Below are 19387 nucleotides of genomic sequence, written 5' to 3'. Positions count from 1 at the left end.
CCCCGGGCCGGGGGTGCCCGGGGCCGACCAACCCCCAGGAGGCCGGCCCGCCGGGCCGAGCATCACCCTGAGTGCTCGACCCGCCATTCCACCATCAGCTCGGCCCGGTCTCCGGGCTCGATCCCGTACAGCGGAGACAGCACCTCCATCTCCGCCAGGTGCGCATCCGGTCGTAAGCCGCCCAGGCTCTCGATGGGCTCGGCGACCGGGTACTGCAACCACAGCTCGACGGGGCAGCCGCCGTCGGGGTAGAGCTGACCGGGCTCACGGGTGATGGTCTGGGTGAGTTGCAGGCCGTCGGTGCGGATGTAGGTCAGGCGGCCGGTGGCCTGGGTGAAGCCGAGCTTTCCCACGGTCTCCTGCACCGGGATCTCGACGACTCCGGGCCGCAGGGTGTGTTTCGCAGCGCCCAGGACCTCGAAAAGAATTACAGGCGTGTCGTTCCCGTCCACGTCGACCAGGAAGCGCCCGGTTCCGGTGGCCCCGGGTCGAGGGGTGGTGTCGACCTGGGTGATCTCCCAGACCGACCAGTTCACTCTCTGGTGCGAATGGTTGACGAACGTGGAGGTCTGGGTGAAGTCTGGGCCGTTGGCGGGCAGCACGAAACGACGCTCGATGCGGATGCCGGTGCGGGGGTCGTCGGCGCTGATCAGGGTGACGCGGGCGGAACCGTCGGGATCAAGGTCTGCCTGGACGGTGTAGGTGCCGGCGTCCAGGACCTCGTCCGGGGGTCCGGGCCACTCGTGCGGCCCGGACCAGCCCTGGGGGGCGGGCCAGGTCTTGCTCCCCCCGACGTTGGCCCAGCTCCCCATGGTCCCGTCCGTGGGCGGCCAGGAGGCGTATGGACGGCGGGGGGTGAAGTCGTCCGCGAGTAGAGCCGGGTTGTGCCAGAGCAGTTCGGCTCCGAGCATCTGCAGGGAGATCAGCCGCCCTCCGATCTGGGGCAGGAAGGCCAGTTCCAGGGTGTCGTTGGCGACGATGAGCACGTCGAGGTCGCCGCGCACCTCCTGGCTCACGGTGCAACTCATGCAAATTCTCCCGGGACGAGCACAACCTTGCCCTCGGCGCCGGCCGCGGCCAGCCGGTACGCCGCATCCGCCTCTTCCAGCGGCATCCGGTGACTGACCACCAGTTCGGGGTGGACGCCGCTGCGCGCCAGCAGGCCGGTCAGGTCCTGCATACCCTGCAGCGAGGTCACCCAGGAGGCATGGATGGTGACCTGCTTGTGCAGCAGCGAGTCCGAGACCTCGGTCTCCAGCCGCCCGCCCTCACCCAGCAGTGACACCCGACCCCATTCGGCGACCGCGTCAACGACGACCGACCGGCCCGGGGCCGAGCCGGAGGCGTCAACCGCGACCGAACATCCCTCTCCCCCGGTAAGTTCCAGAATATTCTGCACCGCGTTGTCGTCGGCCAGGACGATGTCGTCGACCAGGCCGGTACCGCGCACGAAATCGATCCGGCCCGGGGTGCGCTCCACACCGATGACCCGGCGCACGCCGAAGCAGCGGGCGATCATCGCCGCGGCCAGGCCGACCGGTCCGAGACCGGCCACCAGCAGGGTGTCAGAACCGTTGACAGCCGTGCGGATCAGTCCTTCGTAGGCGGTTCCGAACCCACAGGCGATCAGGCTTCCGTCCACGAACGAGAGTTCCTGCGGCAGAGGAATGCAGGTCGACTCCTCGGCGATCAGGTAGGGCGCGTGCCCACCGTCGCGCTGCCAGCCGTAGGACTTGCGGCGCTCCTCGTCGCTGCAGCTGATGAAGTATCCCGAGCGGCAGTTGCGGCATTCCCCGCAGCCGACGATGTGATAGACGATCACCCGGTCACCGGGGCCGACCCGGTGAACCCCGGGGCCGGTGGCGACGACCGTGCCGGCCGGCTCGTGGCCGGCGATCACACCGTGATAGGCGGGAGCCCCGTCCAGACCCTTGTGGGTCTTGTAACCGCGGTAGATGTAGCCGATGTCGCTGCCGCAGATGCCGGAGGCGCCCACCTTCAGCAGAACCTGACCCGGTCCCGGCTGCGGAAGGTCGTACTCGCGCAGCACGGCGGTGGAGTCTCCGGGCAGGAAGACACCCGACATCGTCGTCGTGGTGGGGCTGGCGCTCATCGTGACTCCTGGCTGTCGATGGTCGAAGGGGCGGTCAGATCCTGCAAGAGATCAATGGCGGACGCGTGGTTCGAGTCGCGTTCCAGGACCAACCGCAACTGGCTCACGGCCTCGTCGCGGGCACCGGCCGCGGCGGCGGCCTGGGCGTCCAGGAACCGGGCGGTCGTGGCGCGCCGGGCCTGAAGGTCGTCGTGGAAAAGCAACAGGGTGGGCAAGGAGGTGGCGAAGTAGTCGATCGTCGCCGCCGTTGAGGCGAGTTGGCGCGCATAGGCGCGCAGCCCGTCCAAAAGCTCATCCGCCCGGTCGGTCCGGCCCAGCCGCCGCCACGCCAGCACCGAGAAGTAGGTCTTCTCGCTGTAGGGCTGGGTGCTCATCTCCTGGAAGTCCCCGGCGAACGTCGCCGCCTCCTGCCAGGCCGTCCTGGCCTCGTCCTTGCGGTCCTGCGCGGCGAGGGCATCGCCGAGCGCGAGCAGCAGATCAGAGCGGTTGGCCAGCAGATGCGGCCCCTCCCCCAGGTTCTGCGGCGGGTCCAGGGCCGCCCGCAGGAACCGTTCGGCCTCGGCCGGAACCTGAGCCTGGCGAGCCAGCAGCAGATGCGCCCGTTCCCAGACGCCCAGTGTCTGCCCCTCACCCCCCTCCCAGGGCTGGAAGTCCCGTCCCCTCATCTCCTGGACGCCCTGTTCAGCCAGTCCGGCGTTCACCAGCAGCCCCACCCACTCGATCGTCAGGTCGTCCCGCTGACGCACCAGGTCCCGGCGTTCGTCCAGACGCTCCAGCCGGGCCGCAGGCGACTCGCCGGTGCGCTTGGCCAGCTGGTCACGTTCGAAACGCAGCCGTCCGTCGTCCGGGGCCGCCGCAAGGGCCTTCTCGAAGCACCCCACGGCGCCGGCTGCGTCATGGAGGACGTTGTGGTTGGCGATGGCCAGATTGCGCCAGCTGACAGCGTCGTCGGGATGGGCCCGAACGGCCTGGCCCCAGTGCGCGATCGCCTCAGCGTAACGGCGGCGATCATAGAGCCAGTTCCCGTACAGGGCAGCCGCTCGCCCGTCCGGCCCCGCAACCAGCGCCGCCCGCAAGGCGCTTTCGTCCTCCAGGCTGTGGGGGAAGCAGTAGGCCTGGTCAGCCGCGGCCGCCTCTCGTCGGGCCGCAGCGGCCTCGCCGCCCCGCTCGAGCCGGTCCAGTACCTGGGCCCGGTGATAGTGCGCCAGCGGCAGGATGCCGGTCCAGGGCTCGCGGCCGGCGGCCTCGACGGCGGCCTCCAGCACGCGCAGGGCCTCGTCCAGGAAACCGGCCGAGGCGTACTCGGTGGCCACGTCCAGATGGGTGCGGGCGTCGCAGTCCAGGGCTGCGTGGGTGGCGAGATCCCGGGCCCACCAGTCCAGCGGGTCCAGAGCCAGGGTGGCACGCAACTGGGCCTCGGCCTCCGCGTCCCGCCCGAGCCGTCGTAGAACCAGCACCCGCAGGTCGCGAGCGGCCAGCAGGTCGGTGTCGAGCTTGAGGACGTCGTCGAGCAAGGACAGCGCTCGGGTCCAGTGGGCGTCCTGGGCGTCCAGGCGGGCCATCGCCAGTTGCGCCGGCGCCCGCCAGGCCTGGTTCCAGGCCGCCTTGGCCAGGTGGTCGTAGGCCTCGGCCGTCCGGCCGGTCCGTTGCCGGGTCAGACCCAGCCGGTAGTGCGCCTCGCCGTCGGCGGGGTTGGAGTTGAGCAGGCTGAGCCGGGTGACGGCGCCCAGCAACAGCTCTTCGGCCACCTCGTACTCGGCGCGCTCATAGGCCCGGGCCGCCAGCGCGGTCGCGCTCCGGGAATCCCCGGGGTCCCGGCGCAGGGCCTCCTGCCAGTACACCTCGGGCGAGCGGGTGGCGTGCCGGTACTGGGCCAGGTGCAGCCCGGTCAGGTACAGCTCCTCGACCGTGTCCAGATCACCGGGCGCTTCCGGTTCGAAAGCGGCTGATCGGGTGGACGTCCCGATCCTCGGATCGGTGGGAGACCACCGTAGGAGCTCCTGTGCGTCGTCCTCGATCAGGATGGTCAGCTCGTGCCGGTTCAGTGATCGGTTCAGCGGAACATCAGCGGTGAAGGGCTTTTCCGGAGCCAGGTCAGCCTGGGTGGCGTGCAGAACCCGACCGTCCGGGTCCAGTAGCGAGATGCGCACCCCGTCGCGGACCTGGGTGGACGCGATGGCGAAACTGACGGTGTCCGGACCGGGCACCTCCAGGTGCACCGCGACCTCGGTGGTGGCCTGATGTACCGGTCCGATGCCCTGGATCGGGTACCAGTACTGGCTGAAGGTCTTGGTCTCGCCGGGGGCCAGGAAGGAGAAGTCGGGCTGGTTGTCGGTGTAGACCCCGGCCATCAACTCGACGTAGGGGCCGTCGCCGTCGGTCAGGTTGCGGTCCCAGGCCCAGCCGAACTTCTCGTTGCCCCAGGTCCACTGCTTCTTGCCCGGAGCGATGCGGTGGTCGGCCCAGTGCACGAACCCGGCCTGCGCGCCATGGTCGTAGCCACCGAAGAAGTCACCCTTGCTGTCCAGGCACATGTACGACGTGGGCACCGGGATGTTGCGATACCAGTCGATCCCGTCCGCGTCAGGATTCTCGGGGCTCACCCGCGCCGGATAGTCGATGCCGTAGTAGGGCTCGGTGGCACGAGGGAAAGTCGTGGTGGCCCGGCGCGCATGGTCGGCCACGACGTGCGCGTCCTCGGGGAAGAACGACTGGTAGTCGTCGTTCACCCGGGCGGCGACGTTGGCCCACCACAGGAACGTCCGCACGTCCTCGGTGCGGTTGTGCAGCCGCACCCGCACCTCCACGACGGCCCGATCCGGGTGCAGGGTGATGCCGTGCATGCCCTTGAGCCGGTGGAAAGGGTCATGATCGGAACACCATACGGTCACCGCGCCGTCGGCGTGCGTCTCGATCTCCACGCCCACCGGCAGATAGGTGGCGGGCCGGTGGTGCTGCGGCCAGTTGAATTCCACCCCACCCGAGATCCAGGGGCCGGCCAGCCCGACCAGCGCCGGCTTGATGACGTTGTTGCGGTAGAAGAAATCGTAGCCCGCGCTCTTGTCGTAGCCGACGTGGATGCGCCCACCGAGCTCCGGCAGGATCGTCAGCCGGATCCAGCGGTTCTCCAGGTGCACGGCGTCCCAGCGGCGCGGATGCTTCTCGCGCTCGATCCGGTCGTAGAAGGGCATCGGGTAGACCTTGCCCGAAGAACCCTGATACACCCTGTTTTCCAGGAACATCGGGTAGCGGTCCGGCGGCATCGGCTCGTAGGTGTCGATGTCGACCGGCTCCCGCCAGGCCGCCACCGGCACCGATGCCAGCTCTGCGGGAATGTCGGGAAGCACCAGCCGGGAGGCGTTGCTGGGTGAGGACGGCATGACAGCGAGGCTATGAACACCGGCGGCCCCGACCCATGCCCCCAACGACTGTTCACATGGAGGAAACCGCGATGCCTGGCTACAGTTCGGTGGTGGCTCTCAGGTCCGGCTTTCCCGGCGAGCGGATCAGCGTGCTGCCCCGCCCGCGGGTGGTCAGCGCCCTGGAGCAGCCCGTCACCTCCCGGCTGCTGGTGACCGATTGCGGGTACTTCCCTTCCGCGGCCGATCACCTGCGTACCCGCCCCACCGGTTGCGCCGAGACCATCCTCATCCTGTGCGTGGACGGCTACGGCTGGTGCGAACTGCCCGGCGGCTCCCACGCCGTGCACCCCGGCCACGCCCTGGTCATCCCGGCCGGAACGCCGCACCGCTACGGATCGGCCGAGGACTCCCCCTGGACCGTCTGGTGGATGCATCTGCGGGGGGACGACGTGGGCGCGCTGGTCGAGGCCAACGGCGCCAGCGCCCAGAACCCGGTGGTCACGGTGACCGATCTGCCGCGGGCCGTCGCCCTGGTGGAGGAGGCGTTGCGCGGGATGGAACGCGACGACTCGATGGCCACGCTGCAACTGGCGGCCGGGGCCGGCTGGCACCTGCTGGCGTTGCTGTCCACGGCGGCTTCGGGCCTGTCCCCGGGCCGCCCGGACGCCGTTCAGCTGACCATGGAGTACCTGCAGCAACGCTTCACCCAGAAGGTCAGCGTGGCCGAACTGGCCGAACATGCCGGCCTTTCACCATCCCATCTGTCCGCAATCTTCCGAAAGGCGGTCGGCTGCGGCCCACACGAATACCAGACTCGTCTGCGGATGATGAAAAGCCGTCAGCTGCTGGACACGACCGAGATCCCCGTATCGGTCATCGCCCGGAATGTCGGATACGGCGACCCGCTGTACTTCTCCCGGCAGTTCCGGTCCGTGCACGGGATGACACCCTCGGAGCATCGGGCCCGCGCCAAGGGGTGATCTTTCGCCCCCGGTTCCGGCCGGCATCGTGGATTTCTCCATGTGCATAGTCGTTGCTGCCATAGGGGTGTCCCTTGCGGGCCTGACAGCCTGGCCGCACGACGACGTGACCGCGACGACGCGGACGTACCAGCCCAGGAGGTCGAAGTGCCCGCATTTCAATGGAGATCTGCTGCCGTACTAGGAGCTTGCTTAGCTCTCGCGGCGAGCTTGGCGGCCTGCGGCAGCGACTCGGAATCCGGCGCCGGCGGCTCGGGCGGCGACAGCGTCAAGCTCGGTGTGATCTACCTGGACACCCAGGGTTTCTACGGTGGGGTCAAGAAGGGCATCGACGACGGTGCAGCCGAGGCCGGCACCAACATCAAGGTCGTGGAGACCAACGCCCAGGACGACGCCAGCAAAGAGTCGACGTTCATGACGAACCTGGTGGCCCAGCAGGTCGATGCCATCATGCTGTCCGCCTCCAGCGCCACCGCCTCGGTCCCGGCCATCCGCGCGGCCTCTCAGGCCGACATCCCGGTGATCTGTTACAACACCTGCATCACCGAGCCGGACCTGGGCAAGTACGTGACCGCGTACACCCTCGGCGACCCCGAGGAGTTCGGCTACCAGCTGGGCACGGCCGCGGCCGAGTACTTCCAGAGCGCAAAGATCGACGCACCCAGGATCGGCGTGGTCGACTGCGAGTTCCTGGAGGTCTGCGTGCAGCGCCGCGCCGGTTTCGACAAGGCGATGAAGGAAAAACTGCCCGCCTACACGATCGTGGCCAACCAGAAGGGCGGCGACGCGTCGGCTTCGCTGACCGCGGCGCAGAACATCCTCACCGCCCACCCGGACCTGGACGGCTTCATGGGTGAGTACGGCGACGCCACCGTGGGCGCGATCAAGGCGGTCCAGAACGCCGACCGCGTGGGCAAGACGGTGGTTTTCGGTGGCGACATGACCACGGACATCGCCAACGCCCTGAAGGACGGCTCGGTGCTGAAGGCCCAGGTCGACATCGGCGGGCAGACCATGGGCAAGGCCGCGGTCAAGGCCGCCCTGGACGCGGTGGAGGGCAAGAAGCCGGCCGAGGTCGTCGTGCCGGTACAGGTCGACCTGTACTCGCCCCGGACAGCGGCCGACTGGCTGACCGCTCACGCCGACGGCATCCCGTAAGACTGCCTGCAGAGAGCCTTTTCGACGATCAGACCAGCTCGACCGCGGAAGACGGAGTAGTCATGACCGAGCCGGGTACGGCGATCGCCACGATCAGCGGGGCGAGCAAGCAGTACGGCGCCGTGCAGGCGCTGTCGGGAGTCGATCTGTCCATCGCCCGCGGTGAGGTCCGGGCACTGCTGGGCAAGAACGGGGCCGGTAAGTCCACGGTGATCCGGCTGCTGGCCGGGGTCGAAGCCCCGGACGAGGGCAGCGTCACCCTGGGCGGCACCCGCCTGCAGGGCCCGGACGTCCAGCTCGCCCAGCGGCTGGGGGTGATGACCGTTTATCAGGAACTCACCCTGATCCCGGAGATGACGCTGGCCGAGAACCTGTTCATGGGCGCCTGGCCCAAGCGCAACGGGCAGATCGACCAGCGGCGGATGGAGGACGAGTCCCAGGCGGCGCTGCACCGCCTGGGACTGGACCTGCACCCGCGCCGCCTGGTCGGCGAGCTGAGCATCGCCGACCAGCAGATGGTCGAGATCGCCCGGGCCCTGGCCAACGACCCCACCCTGCTGATCCTGGACGAGCCCACCAGCTCCCTGGCCGCAGCCGAAGTGGACCGGGTGCTGACCGTCGTGGAGACCATCCGCTCCAGCGGCGTGGCGGTCGTCTACGTCAGCCACCGCCTGGCCGAGATCCGCCGTATCGCCGACACCGCCACGGTGATGCGCGACGGCCGCGTGATCGACACCCTCCCGATGGCCAATCTGACCTCCCGCCAGGTGGTGGCCATGATGGTCGGTGAGAGCGGCGCCGAGACCCCCGCCGTGAGCGAGGCGGCCGGGCGCCGCGAGGCCGGGCCGGTCCTGATGACCGTGCGCGAGGTCGCCGTGGCCCCCAAGCTGGCCGGGGTCACCTTCGAGGTGCGCGCCGGGGAGGTGCTGGGCCTGGCCGGAGTCCTGGGCTCGGGCCGCACCGAGCTGCTGCAGGTCATGGCGGGGCTTCGCGAACCAGACTCCGGCACGGTGGAGTTCGAGGGCAAGCGCATCGACGGAAAGGGTTTCACCCACGCCAAGAAGCTTGGTGTGGGCATCACCCCCGAGGACCGCAAGAACGACGGCATCATCCCCGAACTCGGCGTGGACGAGAACCTGGTCCTGACCGACTGGGGCAAGGTCTCCCGCTTCGGAGTGATCAAACCCCAGCAGCTGCTGATCGCGGCTCAGAGGGCGATCGCCAGCATGTCCGTGCGCACCCGCGACCCGCGCACCCCCATCGGTCATCTCAGTGGCGGCAACCAGCAGAAAATCGTGATCGGGCGCTGGCTGCACGCCGGCAGCCGGTTGTTGCTGCTGGACGAACCCACCCGCGGCGTCGATGTCCAGGCCAAAGCCCAGATCTACGAGCTGCTGCGGGAACTGGCCGCCGCCGGCACGGCCGTGGTGTTCGTCTCCAGCGAGATGGACGAGCTGAACCTGGTGTGCGATCGGGCGGTCGTGCTGGCCGGTGGCCGGATCGTGGCCGAGCAGGCGGCCCCGGCCATCGAGACCGAAACGCTTCTGCTCGCGGCCATTGCCGAGCACTGATCTTCAAGGAGTCATGGTGAGTGCAGTACAGACCCAGTCCCCGCCCAGCCGTCGCTCCCGCTTTTCGGGTGGCGTGCACCTGAGTACCCAGCAATTGAACGAGGCCGGCCTGGCCGCCGCGCTGATCCTGCTGATCATCGTGCTCAGCTTCACTGCCGAGAATTTCGCCACCACCGCGAACATGTGGGCGATCCTGGGCGACGCGGCCCTGGTCGGCATCGTCGCCTGGGCCGGAACCCTGGTCATCGTGGCCGGCGAAATTGATCTGAGTGTCGGTTCGGCAGTGGCGTTCTGGAGCGTCATCCTGGCCGAGCTGGACGGCCGCTGGAGCCTGCCGCTGTGGCTGGCCATCGTGCTGACCCTGGTCGGAGGGATGCTCGTAGGCGCCCTCGGCGGCTGGGTACGCGCCCGCTTCGGCGTCCCTTCCTTCATCGTCACCCTGGGCCTGTACAGCGCGCTGCGGGGGCTCGCCCAGTTCATGACCAACTCCCTGCCGGTCCCGATCGAGACCAACTCCTTCCTGGACACCCTGGGCGGCAAGATCGGACAGGTCCCCACCGCCGCCATCCTCATGCTCGTCCTGTTCGTGATCTTCGCCTTCATCTCCCGCCGCACCACCTTCGGCCGTTCTGTCTTCGCTGTCGGCGGCAATGCCCGGGCGGCCATGCTGACCGGCATCAACGTTTCACGGGTGCGGATCCTCATTTTCGCCGTCAGCGGACTGTCGGCGGCGCTGCTCGGTGTTGTCTTCGCCGCTCGGCTGGCGTCCGGGAGCAGTAGTGCGGCTGTGGGACTTGAGTTCTCGGTCATCGCGGCTGTCGTGGTGGGTGGGACCTCGCTGTCGGGTGGCCGGGGTTCCTTGCTGGGGACGCTGCTAGGGGTTCTGTTCATTACCGTGATCGGTAACGGACTGGTGATTCTGGGCGTGAACTCGTACGTGCAGGATGTGGTGCGGGGTGGGTTGATCGTGGGGGCCGTGCTGATCAACATGCTGTTGCTGAGGCGTGGGGGCGCCGAAAGTCGCTGACCTGACGGCCTTGGGCCCACCGTTGCGGACCCGCCCGCCGGGCCGAACCTTGTTTCCGTGCTTCTGCGGCTCGGGCCCGGCCGGACAGATTCGCTCAGGGCGCGTTTCGCCCCTGCTGGTACGGCCTGATGTAGCCATGATGTGGTGGGGGTTCCGTTTCCCTGGTGAGGACGCTGTCGCCGAGAAGTGCTGAACATCGGCACACCTCCGGTGGCCCTCCCCCTCAGCGGGGGGCGGGCCCCCACCGTCCCTGCGAGGGAGATCAGCGAGCAAGCACGGAGAGCTTTCCGGCTCCTGACACCGACGTCCCCATATATCGGTTGCCGACACGTCGTAAAGCGACATATAGTCGGGGCATGTCGAGACCGCTGCGGGAACCAAGCTATTTCGTCCTGGCTGCCCTGATCGACGGCCCTCTGCACGGCTACGCGATCCTCAAACAGGTCCTCGAACTTTCCGACGGACGCGTGCGCCTGTCCACCGGCACCCTCTACGGCGCGCTGGAACGGCTGACCGCTGACGGTCTCCTGCTGCCCGGTGCGGAAGAGGTCGTCGAGGGCCGACCCCGACGCGCATACTCGCTGACGCCCACCGGGCTGACTGCCGTCACTGCGGAAGCCGAACGCCTGGAGGCGGCTGCGCGAGTCGTCATGGCCCGCACCAGCATCGTCCGGGTGTCGCCGGCATGAGCGCCGCCGACCGGATCTACCCGGCACTCCTGCGCGCGTACCCCCGAGCCTGGGCGGCCGCTCACGGCAACGAACTGCTCGCCACCCTGGCATTCTCCAGTCAGGGGCGCGTCCTCCCCCGCGAGGTCACGGGACTGCTGCTGGGCGGCTTTCATCAACGCCGACTGGAAGATCGGTCGCGTCCCCGTGCGGCCACCTTCGACTCCGCAGCCTGTCTGGCTGCTCTCCTGCTGCTAGGTGTCAGCCTGATGAGCAGCATCGCCATCGCACTGGATCCGGTGATGCTGGGTGCGGGGTTGCCACCTTGGACGTTTCCGCTGGCGACGCTGCTGTCACTGTCGAAGTTCGCCCTCCTGCTCCGAGGCCACCCAGGTGCGGCTCTCCTGCTCGCTCCGTTCTCGTACCCGCTGCTCCTCGCCACCGCCTCCCCGATCATTCTGCTGATCTGGCTCGACACGCCGGCCGTCGCCGGCCTGGCGTGGTTGGCCCTGCGGAGACGACCGGCCCCCACGGTGTCCTGGGGATGGATGCTCGTTCCCTTGATGCTCGGGGCCGCCATGCTCCTGCCGTTTCCGCTGTTCGGGATCGCCATCGGAATAACCCTGGCGACAACCCTTCTCGTCGCTGCCTGTGAGGTCAGGTTCGCTCTGGCGGCCGTTCCCGTCTGTTTCGTGCTGGCCGGCTATTGGACCGTCACGTACTTCACCCTGGGAACCTCCAGCGTGAGCCAGTCCCTCCTGCATCCCGCGATGGGCCTCGCCGTGGTCGGCCTCGCATTCCTCCTGCGATCGGCGGGCAACGTCAGTCCGCGCTCATCAACGACGCCCAGATAGCCCGTGCCCCACCCGACCCGGCGAAACACCACCGTTCCGCCGGGTCGGGCGCTGGACGTCGTGAGAGCTCACATGACCCCAGCTGCCCGAACATCGTGCCCGTGACGTAGTACAGGACAGCGATCACCCGTCACGAGCACGTTCGCCGTCATCTCCCCGCACCAGCTGATCCGGGCCTGTCCGGTCAAGAACACGGAACTACGCATCGGCGGGATAGTGCACCCCGTGCGGGTGATACACGCGCAAGCGCCCCGGGGAACGCTGAACGCCCTGCGCTGGGACCGGCCCTTCCGGCGAGAGGGAAACGTCTCGGTCATCGATCCCCAGACCGGCAGCTGCGGCGGCGCCGGCTGCATCTCTCCCCTCGTCAGGCAAGAGGCTCGATCGGCGTCTGGACGTCCTGGACGTGTTCACCGGTCAGGATTGCCTCGATCAGGTGAGGGCCGGGGCTCGCCGTCGCGGCCTTGAACTGGGCGGCCAGTTCCGCCACGGTCGTGGCCCGGGTAGCCGGTACGCCCATGCCCTCGCTGAGGGAGACGAAGTCCAGGTCGGGGCCGTCGAGGTTCATCATGGACGCAGTACTGGGCCCGGCCGCGTCGGCCCCGACCCGCGTCAGTTCGGCGCGCAGGATGGCGTAGGCGCGGTTGTTGAGGATGATCGTGGTGATGTCCAGGTTTTCCCGCGCATGGGTCCACAGGGCGGAGAGGGTGTACATCGCGCTTCCGTCCGCCTCCAGGCAGACCACCGGACGGTCCGGCCGGGCGATGGCGGCACCGGCGGCCAGCGGCAGGCCCTGCCCGATGGCCAGCCCGACCAGACCGAGCACGTCGTGGGCCGGGGCACCACCGAAAGCCCGCGCGCTGACCGTCATTCCGGACGTGATGGCCTCGTCGACGACGATCGCGTCCTCGGGCAGGAGGGCGCTGACCACGAGAGCCCAGTTGTCCGCGTCCAGGGGCCCGCTCGGGGCATCGGCGGGCAGGGCCGGGCTCACCCGGGGCTCGACGCCGGGAGCGATGCGGTCGGCCAGGGCGGTCAGAGCGGCAGCGCCGCCCTCGAGGTGGTGCTCCCGCACGCCGGACGGCGTCAGGCGCCCCTCCTGGCCCGGGTAGGCGAAGGAGGTCACCGGAGGCCGGGCCCCGACCAGAACCAGGTGCTGGATGCCGGCGAACTGTTCACGGACGCCCTCGGCCCGGTAGCTGAGTGGCGTCACGGTGGGAACTCCCACTCCGCGCCGCTGCCGGGCCGGCCAGGTGGGGCAGAACATCCGCGCACCGGTGACCTGGGCGATCCGGTCGGCGGCGCGCAGGCCCGCCTCGGTCAGCGCCGAGCCGTCCAGGATCCAGGCCGCCGGCTCCCCGCCAGCCGGGAGCTCGCTCAGGTCACGGCCGTTCGGTGGCCTGATGGGTGCGGCCGGCGCCCGTCCGGCCGGTTCGGCGCCGTCGGACCAGGACACGTCCGCGGGGACGATCAGCGTCGTCACCCCGCCCACCTCAAGCGCCTGGACCACGGCCGGCCCCAGCTCGCTCACCCGGGTCGGTCGGCCCACCCAGGAGGACACGGTGCCGGCCACCGATGCGATGTCCGACTGCAGGGGCGAGTCCAGACTCTGATGACTGGCGGCGTGATCGCCGACGATGTTCAGCACGGCGGTGCCGGCCCGGCGGGCGTTGTGCAGGTTGGCCAGCCCGTTGCCCAGACCCGGACCGAGGTGCAGCAGGGTGGCGGCCGGGGAGTCGTTCATCCGGCCGTACCCGTCGGCCGCGCCGGTGGCCACGCCCTCGAAGAGGCACAGCACCGCGCGCATGGCCGGGAACGAGTCCAGGGCCGCGACCAGGTGCATCTCTGAGGTTCCGGGATTGGCGAAACACACCCGGACGTCGTTGTCGATCAGAGTCCGCAGAAGTGCCTGAGCGCCGTTCACCTCCTGTAAACGGCCCTCGGGCGCCCACTGGTTCAGCGGACCCGGTGTCAAGAGGATCACAGCCCGGTCAGGCACCCTCGGCCCAGCAGCGTGTCGCCCTTCCGACACTCCCCTGCCATCCCCCGCGCGACGCGGTCGCCCGTGGAGATGGCGTTCGGAGATGTACCGGGAGCCGTCCGGGCAGTCGTCGTGGGCGGCAGCCGGGCGTGTTGAACCATTGGTCAACTCCGGTATTGCCCATCGACCGCCGCAGGTCGTGCCGGGCGCGGGCAGCTGCTGTCACGGCGCCGGTGAACTCCCCTCCGTGCTCCGGCCGAGAACGACCAGCAGGCCTACCGCCAGACCGGTTCACCGTCACCGGGGATCAGCCGTTCTACTCGATTCCTCGCGTGACCCGGTGCCCTCATCCCAAGAAATCGGAGAACAGCCACGTCTTGTCGAAGGACCGGCCGGCCAGATCGTCGGGAGTGATGAGGAACGACAGGATGCACACGTCGCTCCCGCCGAATCTGTCCCCGACCAGGTCCCTGGGCAGGAACGTCTGCACGAGCAGAACCTCTTCGCCGGGGTTCTCCACCGGCGAACCGACCCCGCTGCTGGCCTCGTCCCCGTACCCACCGATGGCTACCACCACGTCTTCGCGGGCCGGCACCTCACGCATGGCCGCGCGGACCGCTTCCTCGTCAAGATCGACATCCGGCTCACCCAGCTCAAGGGCCGACTGCGAGCGCTCCTCCGGCAACGCCCAGCCGGTGCGGCTGTACAGCGGGAAGGAATCGAGAACGTCCTCACCCTCGCGCTCCTCGGTCAGCACGCCTGACGGAACGTGGAGGACCGCGCACTCTTCGGGAGTGATGTCTTCCTGGGAGAAGAAGATCAGGTGCCCGTCCTGCGGGAGGTTCAGGTCGTGGCTCCCGGCCGGAATCGCTGACAGGTCGATGCTGGCCAGGTGGGTCATTCCGCTCGGCCAGGCGATGTCTTCGGGCAGCGTCGGACTGCCGCCGAATCGCCCGACGGCCGGTCCTTCTGCCTCGCGGATCAGTTCCAACCGTGGGCGGGCCAGCTGCACCCACCAGTCGACGGCCGCGACGGGCAGGCCTTGCCGGGAGGCCGCTTCGCGAAACGTCTGCCGGTCATCCATGATCAGGGTCCACTGCCGGGGCCACGTTGTGGTTGATCCGGAACAGGTTCGCCGGGTCGTACCGAGCCTTGACGGCGGAAAGCCTGGCGTAGAGGTCATTCCCGTAGAGCGCCTGCACCTGCTCCGGGGTTCCGGCCTCATCGGGTGACAAGAAGTTGGGCAGCGACCGGGAGTCGGCCCATGGCTCTAGGCTGCGGATCAGGTCGTCCAGTGCGCCGCGGAGGATGTCGGCCCGGTCCGGGCCTCCGACCCCGAAAGCGAACAGCTGGAAAGCAAGTCCGCGGGTCGATACGGCATCGGGCGCTTGCGGTGCCCGGTCCAGGGCTCCACCCAGAGAGCGGATCTCGACGTGGACGAGCGGAGATTCCGACTCCGGTCCGAGTATGCCGGTGAGCGCTTCGACGGCCGCGGTGGGCAGGGTCTTCAGGCCGGTGCTGCGATCGACATAGGGGATGGGCTGCGGTGGGTCGGCGTGGATGGTGGCGAATGCGGTCATCGGCATGTCGCGCAGGGTTTCGAAGATGATGGGGGCGGCGGCGCGCATCGGGGCCAGCAGTTTCTCGGCCGTCTCGGCGTCTCCCAGGTACGAGACCCGCAGGTGCAGGACGAAGGCGCCCTGCAGGGGCGGCGGAAGTTCCGGAGCCGGGGGCAACCGCTGAATGGCGACGGACGAGGACATCTCCTCCGGGAGGTCGCCGACCCATGCGCTCCAGGCCTGAAGGACCTCGGCCATCTGCTCACCGGCGAAGTAGAGACCGCCCGCGTAGACGCGCTCCTGCCGGACCAGCCCGACCTCGACGGAGGACACCACCCCGAAATTTCCCTTGCCGCCGCGCAAAGCGAAGAACAGGTCAGGGTTGTTCGTGGCCGTCACGTCCCGCAGTTCGCCGTCCGCGGTGATCACGGTCAGCTGGGTGACGTGGTCGGATGCGTAACCGTGAACCCGCCCGAACAGTGGGCTCTGGCCACCACCGAGCAGGTAGCCGATCGCGCTCACGGTCGGGCTGGACCCGGCCATCGGGGCCAGCCCGTGCGGTGCCGCCGCCCGCACGACGTCGTCCCAGGTGGCCGCCCCCTCGATCCGGGCCGTGGCCCGGGCGGGATCGATCTGCACCCGGGACAGACGGCGGAGGCTGATCAGCAAGGCTCCGTCCGCGGGCCGGGCCACGCAGTGCGCGGCTCCCCGGACTGCCACGGGGAGGTGGTGCCGGGCGGCGAACCGGACCGCCTCCTGAATGTCTCGCGGGCTGGTCACGCCGACGGCGATCGCCGGTTCCAGCGGGCTCATCAGGTTGTAAGTGGCGCATTCGGCGGCGAAGTCCTCGCCGCCCGGCAGCAGCACCGGGCCGCTGACGGCGGCGGCCAGCTGGGCTAGGTCGGTGGTCATCAAAGGAGCCTTCCTCGGCTGGATCAGAGACGGTTCAAAAAGACGATCGGCAGCGTGCGCGTCGTCATCGCCGGGTAACCGGCGAAGTTCGGGTTCTGCCGGATGACCTCGGCCCACAGCGCGTCCCGCTCTTGCGGGGCGGCAACCGTGGCGACGGCCGAGAACGACTCGTACACGTCGTCCACCCACTGCTCCACCACGACCTGAGGGTTCACCAAAAGGTTGTGGTACCAGGCCGGATGCTGATCCCGTCCAGCCGCCGACCCCACGACGCTCAGTCGTCCGTCGATCACGAATCGGACGACCGGCCAGGTGCGTTCCTGCCCGGACCTGGCGCCCGTGGTGGTCAGCAACAGCAGGGCCGAACGCGGGAAGAACCCGCCCAGCCCGTCCCGTCCGGCCCGGAAGCCCTCGATGGTCTGGAGATTGTCGGCGATTTCCGACGCGGGTGCGGTGCTCGACTCGGCCATGGGCATCACTGTGGGCCGGACCCCTTGCAGGCGGCTTGCAAGATTTCAGTAGCCGTTCGGCCGATATGATGTGATGGCCGGATGCAGCACTCCCTTCCCTACCGTGTCCTGGGCCCGGTGGAGGTGGCGCACGACGGCCGGCCGGTCGATCTCGGTGGGCCGAAGCAGCGCCTGGTGCTGACCGTTCTGCTGCTCGAGGCCGGCCGGGTGGTGTCCATCGATCGGCTCGCGCACCTGTTGTGGGGGGAAGACCCGCCGTCCACCGCGGTGGCCACCATCCAGGCATACATCTCAAAACTGCGCCGGGCCCTACGCACTGAGGCCAGTGAGGCGTCCCCCATTACCCGCAGCGCCCAGGGATACGTGCTCACCGTGCCGGATCAGCAGATCGACACGCATCACTTCCTGGCCGGCACCGACGCGGCGCGCGAAGCGATCCGGCTCCGAGACTGGCGAGCCGGGATCGCGGCGGCTCAGCAGGCGCTGGCCTGGTGGCGGGGCGAGCCGTTCGGGGAGTTCACCGACGAACACTGGGTGCAGACCGAGGCAGCGGCCCTACGGGAGCGGCGGAACGAATGCACCGAGCACTTGATCACCGCCCTGCTCGGCGCCAACCGGATCGCCGAGGCGCTGACCCAGGCCGGAGCCCTGGCCGGGGCAGCACCCCTGAGCGAGCGCGCCTGTCGGCTGCGCATGCTCGTGCTGCACCGTGCCGGCCGCAGCGGTGAGGCCCTCGCGGCCTACCGCACGTTCGCCGGAGTACTGGACGAGGAACTGGGACTGGAACCGGGCCCGGCCCTGCGAGATGTACAGGCGGCTATCCTTCGCCAGGACGCCGACCTGCAGGAATGGCCAAATCCGCAAGAGTTGACCACGTTTCGTGACGGCTTCGTCGGGCGCACGCACGAGCTGCTGGCTCTGGACGAGGCACTGGAAGCGACCCTCGCCGGCGGATCGGCCTGGCTGCTGTTGTCCGGCCCCGCCGGGATCGGGAAGAGCCGGCTGGCCGAGGAAGCGATGACGCAGGCGCGGGCGGCCGGGGTCCAGACCGTTCGGATGAGCTGCCCGGAGGACGAGGGTCTGCCTCCCTGGTGGCCGGTGCGTGCACTGCTGCGATCCCTCGGGGCGGACGTCGACGCGATTTTTGCCCGGCCCCGCGACCTGGAGGCCGATGCGGCCCGATTCGCCATTGCCGACCGGGTCCAGACCGAGCTGAACGAACTCAGCAGGACACAGCCGCTGCTGATCGTGGTCGACGACGTCCAATGGGCCGACTCGGCATCCCTGCGGTTCCTGACCAACCTGACGACAACGGCAGGCCTGAACGGCTTCGCCGTCATCCTGACCGCCCGGGACGGCCAGTTCCGACCCGACGTGCAGCGGCTGCTGGCCGCGACGGGCCGCCGGGCCGGAGCCCGGCAACTAGCGCTCCCCGCCCTGACCCCGGAGCAGGTCGCCGCACTCGTCGAACACGTCAGCGGTGAAGACCTAACACCTGAACAGGCGCGCCTGCTGACCGAACGGACCGGCGGAAACCCGTTTTTCGTCAGTGAATACGCTCGCCTGCCGGCCTCCGACCGGGCGGCGGGGCAGGTACCCGCCGGGGTGCGCGCAGTCCTGAACCGTCGGCTGTCGACCACCGATCCGACCGTCCTGAACCTCCTGCGGCACGCCGCGATCATGGGCGACCAGATCGACGTGGACCTCCTGGGCGCGGTGACGCACGAACCTGTCGACCGCCTGGCCGATGCCCTGGACACGGCGCTCGACGCAGGCATGATCATCGTCTCGCCGTCCACCGGGAACTACGTCTTCGCCCACGGACTGCTGCGGGAGGAAGTCCTGCTCGGCATCCCGCCCGTGCGCCGCCAGCAACTGCACGCCCGCGTGGCCGACGCCCTCACCGACGCTCCGGACCATCGGTCTCGGCGGGCCGGGCACCTGGTGGCGGCCCTGCCCTTCCTGCCGCCGGCGCCGGTGTACGAGGCCTGCCGGGCCGCGGCCCTGGACGCCGAGACCCGCTGGGACTCAGACTCCGCCTCGCACTGGTGGGGCGCGGCCCGGCAGGTCTTCGCCCGGTTGCCGATCCACCCAGGTTCCGACGACGCACGCGATCACCTGGTCGAGGCGCAGGTCGAGGCGCTGGCCCGGGCCGGGCGCGATCAGCAGGTGCTGGACGTGGTGGACGAAGCACTGCTGGTGGCCGGCCGAGAGGGTCGCGTCCGCTCACTGGGCCGGCTGGCCGGTGGCCTGCTGCGCACCGCCGGCGGCTGGCCATGGGTCGGCTACACCTCCGACCCCGGTCCGCTGATCACCCGCCTGGCTTCGGTCGAGCCACTGGTCAGGGCCGACCCCTCGGCCCAGGCCCGGGTCCTGGCGGCGATGGCGGTGGGCAGCTGCTACGACCCGGACGAGTCACGACGGGAAGACCTCAGCGCCCGGGCCATCGCCTGCGCCGAGGCATCAGGGGACAACGACGCGCTCGCCGACGCCCTGCTGGCCCGGGCCGTGGTCTTCTGCGGCGTGATCACCCGGGTCGAGGAGGTGCGGGACCTGTTGCTGCGGCTGGGCCAGGTGCCGCACGCCCAGGCCCGGATCGACGAGGTACTCAGCCACAACATGCTGTCCTGGGTGGAGATGACCCTGGGCGACGTGGACGCAGCCGAGGAACACCGGCGCCTCGGCGTGGGCGGTTGCGACCTGCTGCGTCTGCCGGTGGCCCGTACCTAGCT

The 19387-nt window shown here is 69.3% G+C and carries 14 protein-coding genes; 7 read left to right on the top strand and 7 right to left on the bottom strand.

Going from position 1 to position 19387, the window contains the following annotated elements; genetic code table 11:
- Window positions 1-62: 62 nt before the first annotated feature.
- Genes LR393_RS32235 through LR393_RS32225 form a run of 3 tightly spaced genes read right to left on the bottom strand, consistent with a single transcriptional unit; the run spans window position 63 to window position 5493 of the window.
- Window positions 63-1028 (bottom strand): DUF4380 domain-containing protein, encoded by a 966-nt coding sequence (locus tag LR393_RS32235; RefSeq protein WP_231488994.1) that lies wholly within the window; start codon window positions 1026-1028, stop codon window positions 63-65.
- On the bottom strand, window positions 1025-2113 hold the full coding sequence (locus tag LR393_RS32230; protein ID WP_231488993.1) for a zinc-dependent alcohol dehydrogenase family protein: 1089 nt from the start codon (window positions 2111-2113) through the stop codon (window positions 1025-1027). Before LR393_RS32230 ends, LR393_RS32235 begins: the two co-directional genes overlap by 4 nt.
- Window positions 2110-5493 carry a tetratricopeptide repeat protein gene (locus LR393_RS32225; protein ID WP_231488992.1) on the bottom strand — a complete coding sequence of 1128 codons (3384 nt, stop codon included), beginning with the start codon at window positions 5491-5493 and terminating at the stop codon, window positions 2110-2112. The genes LR393_RS32230 and LR393_RS32225 overlap by 4 nt, the downstream gene beginning before the upstream one ends.
- A 71-nt stretch (window positions 5494-5564) precedes the next feature.
- On the opposite strand from LR393_RS32225, the gene LR393_RS32220 reads away from it, so the two are divergent.
- The 6 genes from LR393_RS32220 (at window position 5565) to LR393_RS32195 (ending at window position 11733) form a co-directional block, all read left to right on the top strand.
- Window positions 5565-6455, top strand: coding sequence for an AraC family transcriptional regulator (locus LR393_RS32220; protein WP_231488991.1), 891 nt, complete (start codon window positions 5565-5567; stop codon window positions 6453-6455).
- A gap of 210 nt (window positions 6456-6665) precedes the next feature.
- Complete coding sequence (locus tag LR393_RS32215; RefSeq protein WP_231488990.1) at window positions 6666-7613, top strand: substrate-binding domain-containing protein; 948 nt, start codon at window positions 6666-6668, stop codon at window positions 7611-7613.
- A 62-nt stretch (window positions 7614-7675) separates the two neighbouring features.
- A complete protein-coding gene (locus LR393_RS32210; protein ID WP_231488989.1) occupies window positions 7676-9184 on the top strand; it encodes a sugar ABC transporter ATP-binding protein in 1509 nt (502 codons plus the stop codon).
- 13 nt (window positions 9185-9197) lie between these two features.
- The gene (locus LR393_RS32205) at window positions 9198-10211 is read left to right on the top strand and encodes an ABC transporter permease (protein ID WP_231488988.1); all 1014 of its coding nucleotides are present in this window, start codon (window positions 9198-9200) and stop codon (window positions 10209-10211) included.
- Between the two features lie 356 nt (window positions 10212-10567).
- Window positions 10568-10900: a PadR family transcriptional regulator gene (locus LR393_RS32200; protein ID WP_231488987.1), complete on the top strand. Its 333-nt coding sequence runs from the start codon at window positions 10568-10570 to the stop codon at window positions 10898-10900.
- Window positions 10897-11733 (top strand): hypothetical protein, encoded by an 837-nt coding sequence (locus tag LR393_RS32195; protein WP_231488986.1) that lies wholly within the window; start codon window positions 10897-10899, stop codon window positions 11731-11733. Before LR393_RS32200 ends, LR393_RS32195 begins: the two co-directional genes overlap by 4 nt.
- A 367-nt stretch (window positions 11734-12100) precedes the next feature.
- Here the strand turns inward: LR393_RS32195 and LR393_RS32190 are convergent, their stop codons facing one another.
- The 4 genes from LR393_RS32190 to LR393_RS32175 all read right to left on the bottom strand — a co-directional run bounded on the left by LR393_RS32190 (window position 12101) and on the right by LR393_RS32175 (window position 16655).
- Window positions 12101-13657 carry an acetolactate synthase large subunit gene (locus LR393_RS32190; protein WP_231488985.1) on the bottom strand — a complete coding sequence of 519 codons (1557 nt, stop codon included), beginning with the start codon at window positions 13655-13657 and terminating at the stop codon, window positions 12101-12103.
- Between the two features lie 403 nt (window positions 13658-14060).
- Window positions 14061-14798: a DUF1963 domain-containing protein gene (locus LR393_RS32185; protein ID WP_231488984.1), complete on the bottom strand. Its 738-nt coding sequence runs from the start codon at window positions 14796-14798 to the stop codon at window positions 14061-14063.
- Complete coding sequence (locus LR393_RS32180) at window positions 14791-16185, bottom strand: FAD-binding oxidoreductase (RefSeq protein WP_231488983.1); 1395 nt, start codon at window positions 16183-16185, stop codon at window positions 14791-14793. Before LR393_RS32180 ends, LR393_RS32185 begins: the two co-directional genes overlap by 8 nt.
- A gap of 23 nt (window positions 16186-16208) precedes the next feature.
- Window positions 16209-16655, bottom strand: coding sequence for a nitroreductase family deazaflavin-dependent oxidoreductase (locus LR393_RS32175; protein ID WP_231488982.1), 447 nt, complete (start codon window positions 16653-16655; stop codon window positions 16209-16211).
- Between the two features lie 81 nt (window positions 16656-16736).
- Here LR393_RS32175 and LR393_RS32170 point away from each other — a divergent pair, with 81 nt between their 5' ends.
- Window positions 16737-19385, top strand: coding sequence for a BTAD domain-containing putative transcriptional regulator (locus LR393_RS32170; protein WP_231488981.1), 2649 nt, complete (start codon window positions 16737-16739; stop codon window positions 19383-19385).
- Window positions 19386-19387: the final 2 nt, after the last annotated feature.

It is taken from the genome of Kineosporia mesophila, assembly GCF_021129235.1.
GTDB classification, from domain to species: domain Bacteria; phylum Actinomycetota; class Actinomycetes; order Actinomycetales; family Kineosporiaceae; genus Kineosporia; species Kineosporia mesophila.
Note: the sequence above shows the minus strand (reverse complement) of the source record. Positions and strands in the feature narration are given on the sequence as shown.

Excerpts from the sequence above, each read along its gene's own strand:
- LR393_RS32205 (WP_231488988.1), top strand. The coding sequence starts at position 9,198 with ATGGTGAGTGCAGTACAGACCCAGTCCCCGCCCAGCCGTCGCTCCCGC.
- LR393_RS32220 (WP_231488991.1), top strand. The coding sequence starts at position 5,565 with ATGCCTGGCTACAGTTCGGTGGTGGCTCTCAGGTCCGGCTTTCCCGGC.
- LR393_RS32185 (WP_231488984.1), bottom strand. The coding sequence starts at position 14,798 with ATGGATGACCGGCAGACGTTTCGCGAAGCGGCCTCCCGGCAAGGCCTG.
- LR393_RS32170 (WP_231488981.1), top strand. The coding sequence starts at position 16,737 with ATGCAGCACTCCCTTCCCTACCGTGTCCTGGGCCCGGTGGAGGTGGCG.
- LR393_RS32200 (WP_231488987.1), top strand. The coding sequence starts at position 10,568 with ATGTCGAGACCGCTGCGGGAACCAAGCTATTTCGTCCTGGCTGCCCTG.
- LR393_RS32230 (WP_231488993.1), bottom strand. The coding sequence starts at position 2,113 with ATGAGCGCCAGCCCCACCACGACGACGATGTCGGGTGTCTTCCTGCCC.
- LR393_RS32210 (WP_231488989.1), top strand. The coding sequence starts at position 7,676 with ATGACCGAGCCGGGTACGGCGATCGCCACGATCAGCGGGGCGAGCAAG.
- LR393_RS32175 (WP_231488982.1), bottom strand. The coding sequence starts at position 16,655 with ATGGCCGAGTCGAGCACCGCACCCGCGTCGGAAATCGCCGACAATCTC.
- LR393_RS32235 (WP_231488994.1), bottom strand. The coding sequence starts at position 1,028 with ATGAGTTGCACCGTGAGCCAGGAGGTGCGCGGCGACCTCGACGTGCTC.
- LR393_RS32180 (WP_231488983.1), bottom strand. The coding sequence starts at position 16,185 with ATGACCACCGACCTAGCCCAGCTGGCCGCCGCCGTCAGCGGCCCGGTG.
- LR393_RS32195 (WP_231488986.1), top strand. The coding sequence starts at position 10,897 with ATGAGCGCCGCCGACCGGATCTACCCGGCACTCCTGCGCGCGTACCCC.
- LR393_RS32225 (WP_231488992.1), bottom strand. The coding sequence starts at position 5,493 with ATGCCGTCCTCACCCAGCAACGCCTCCCGGCTGGTGCTTCCCGACATT.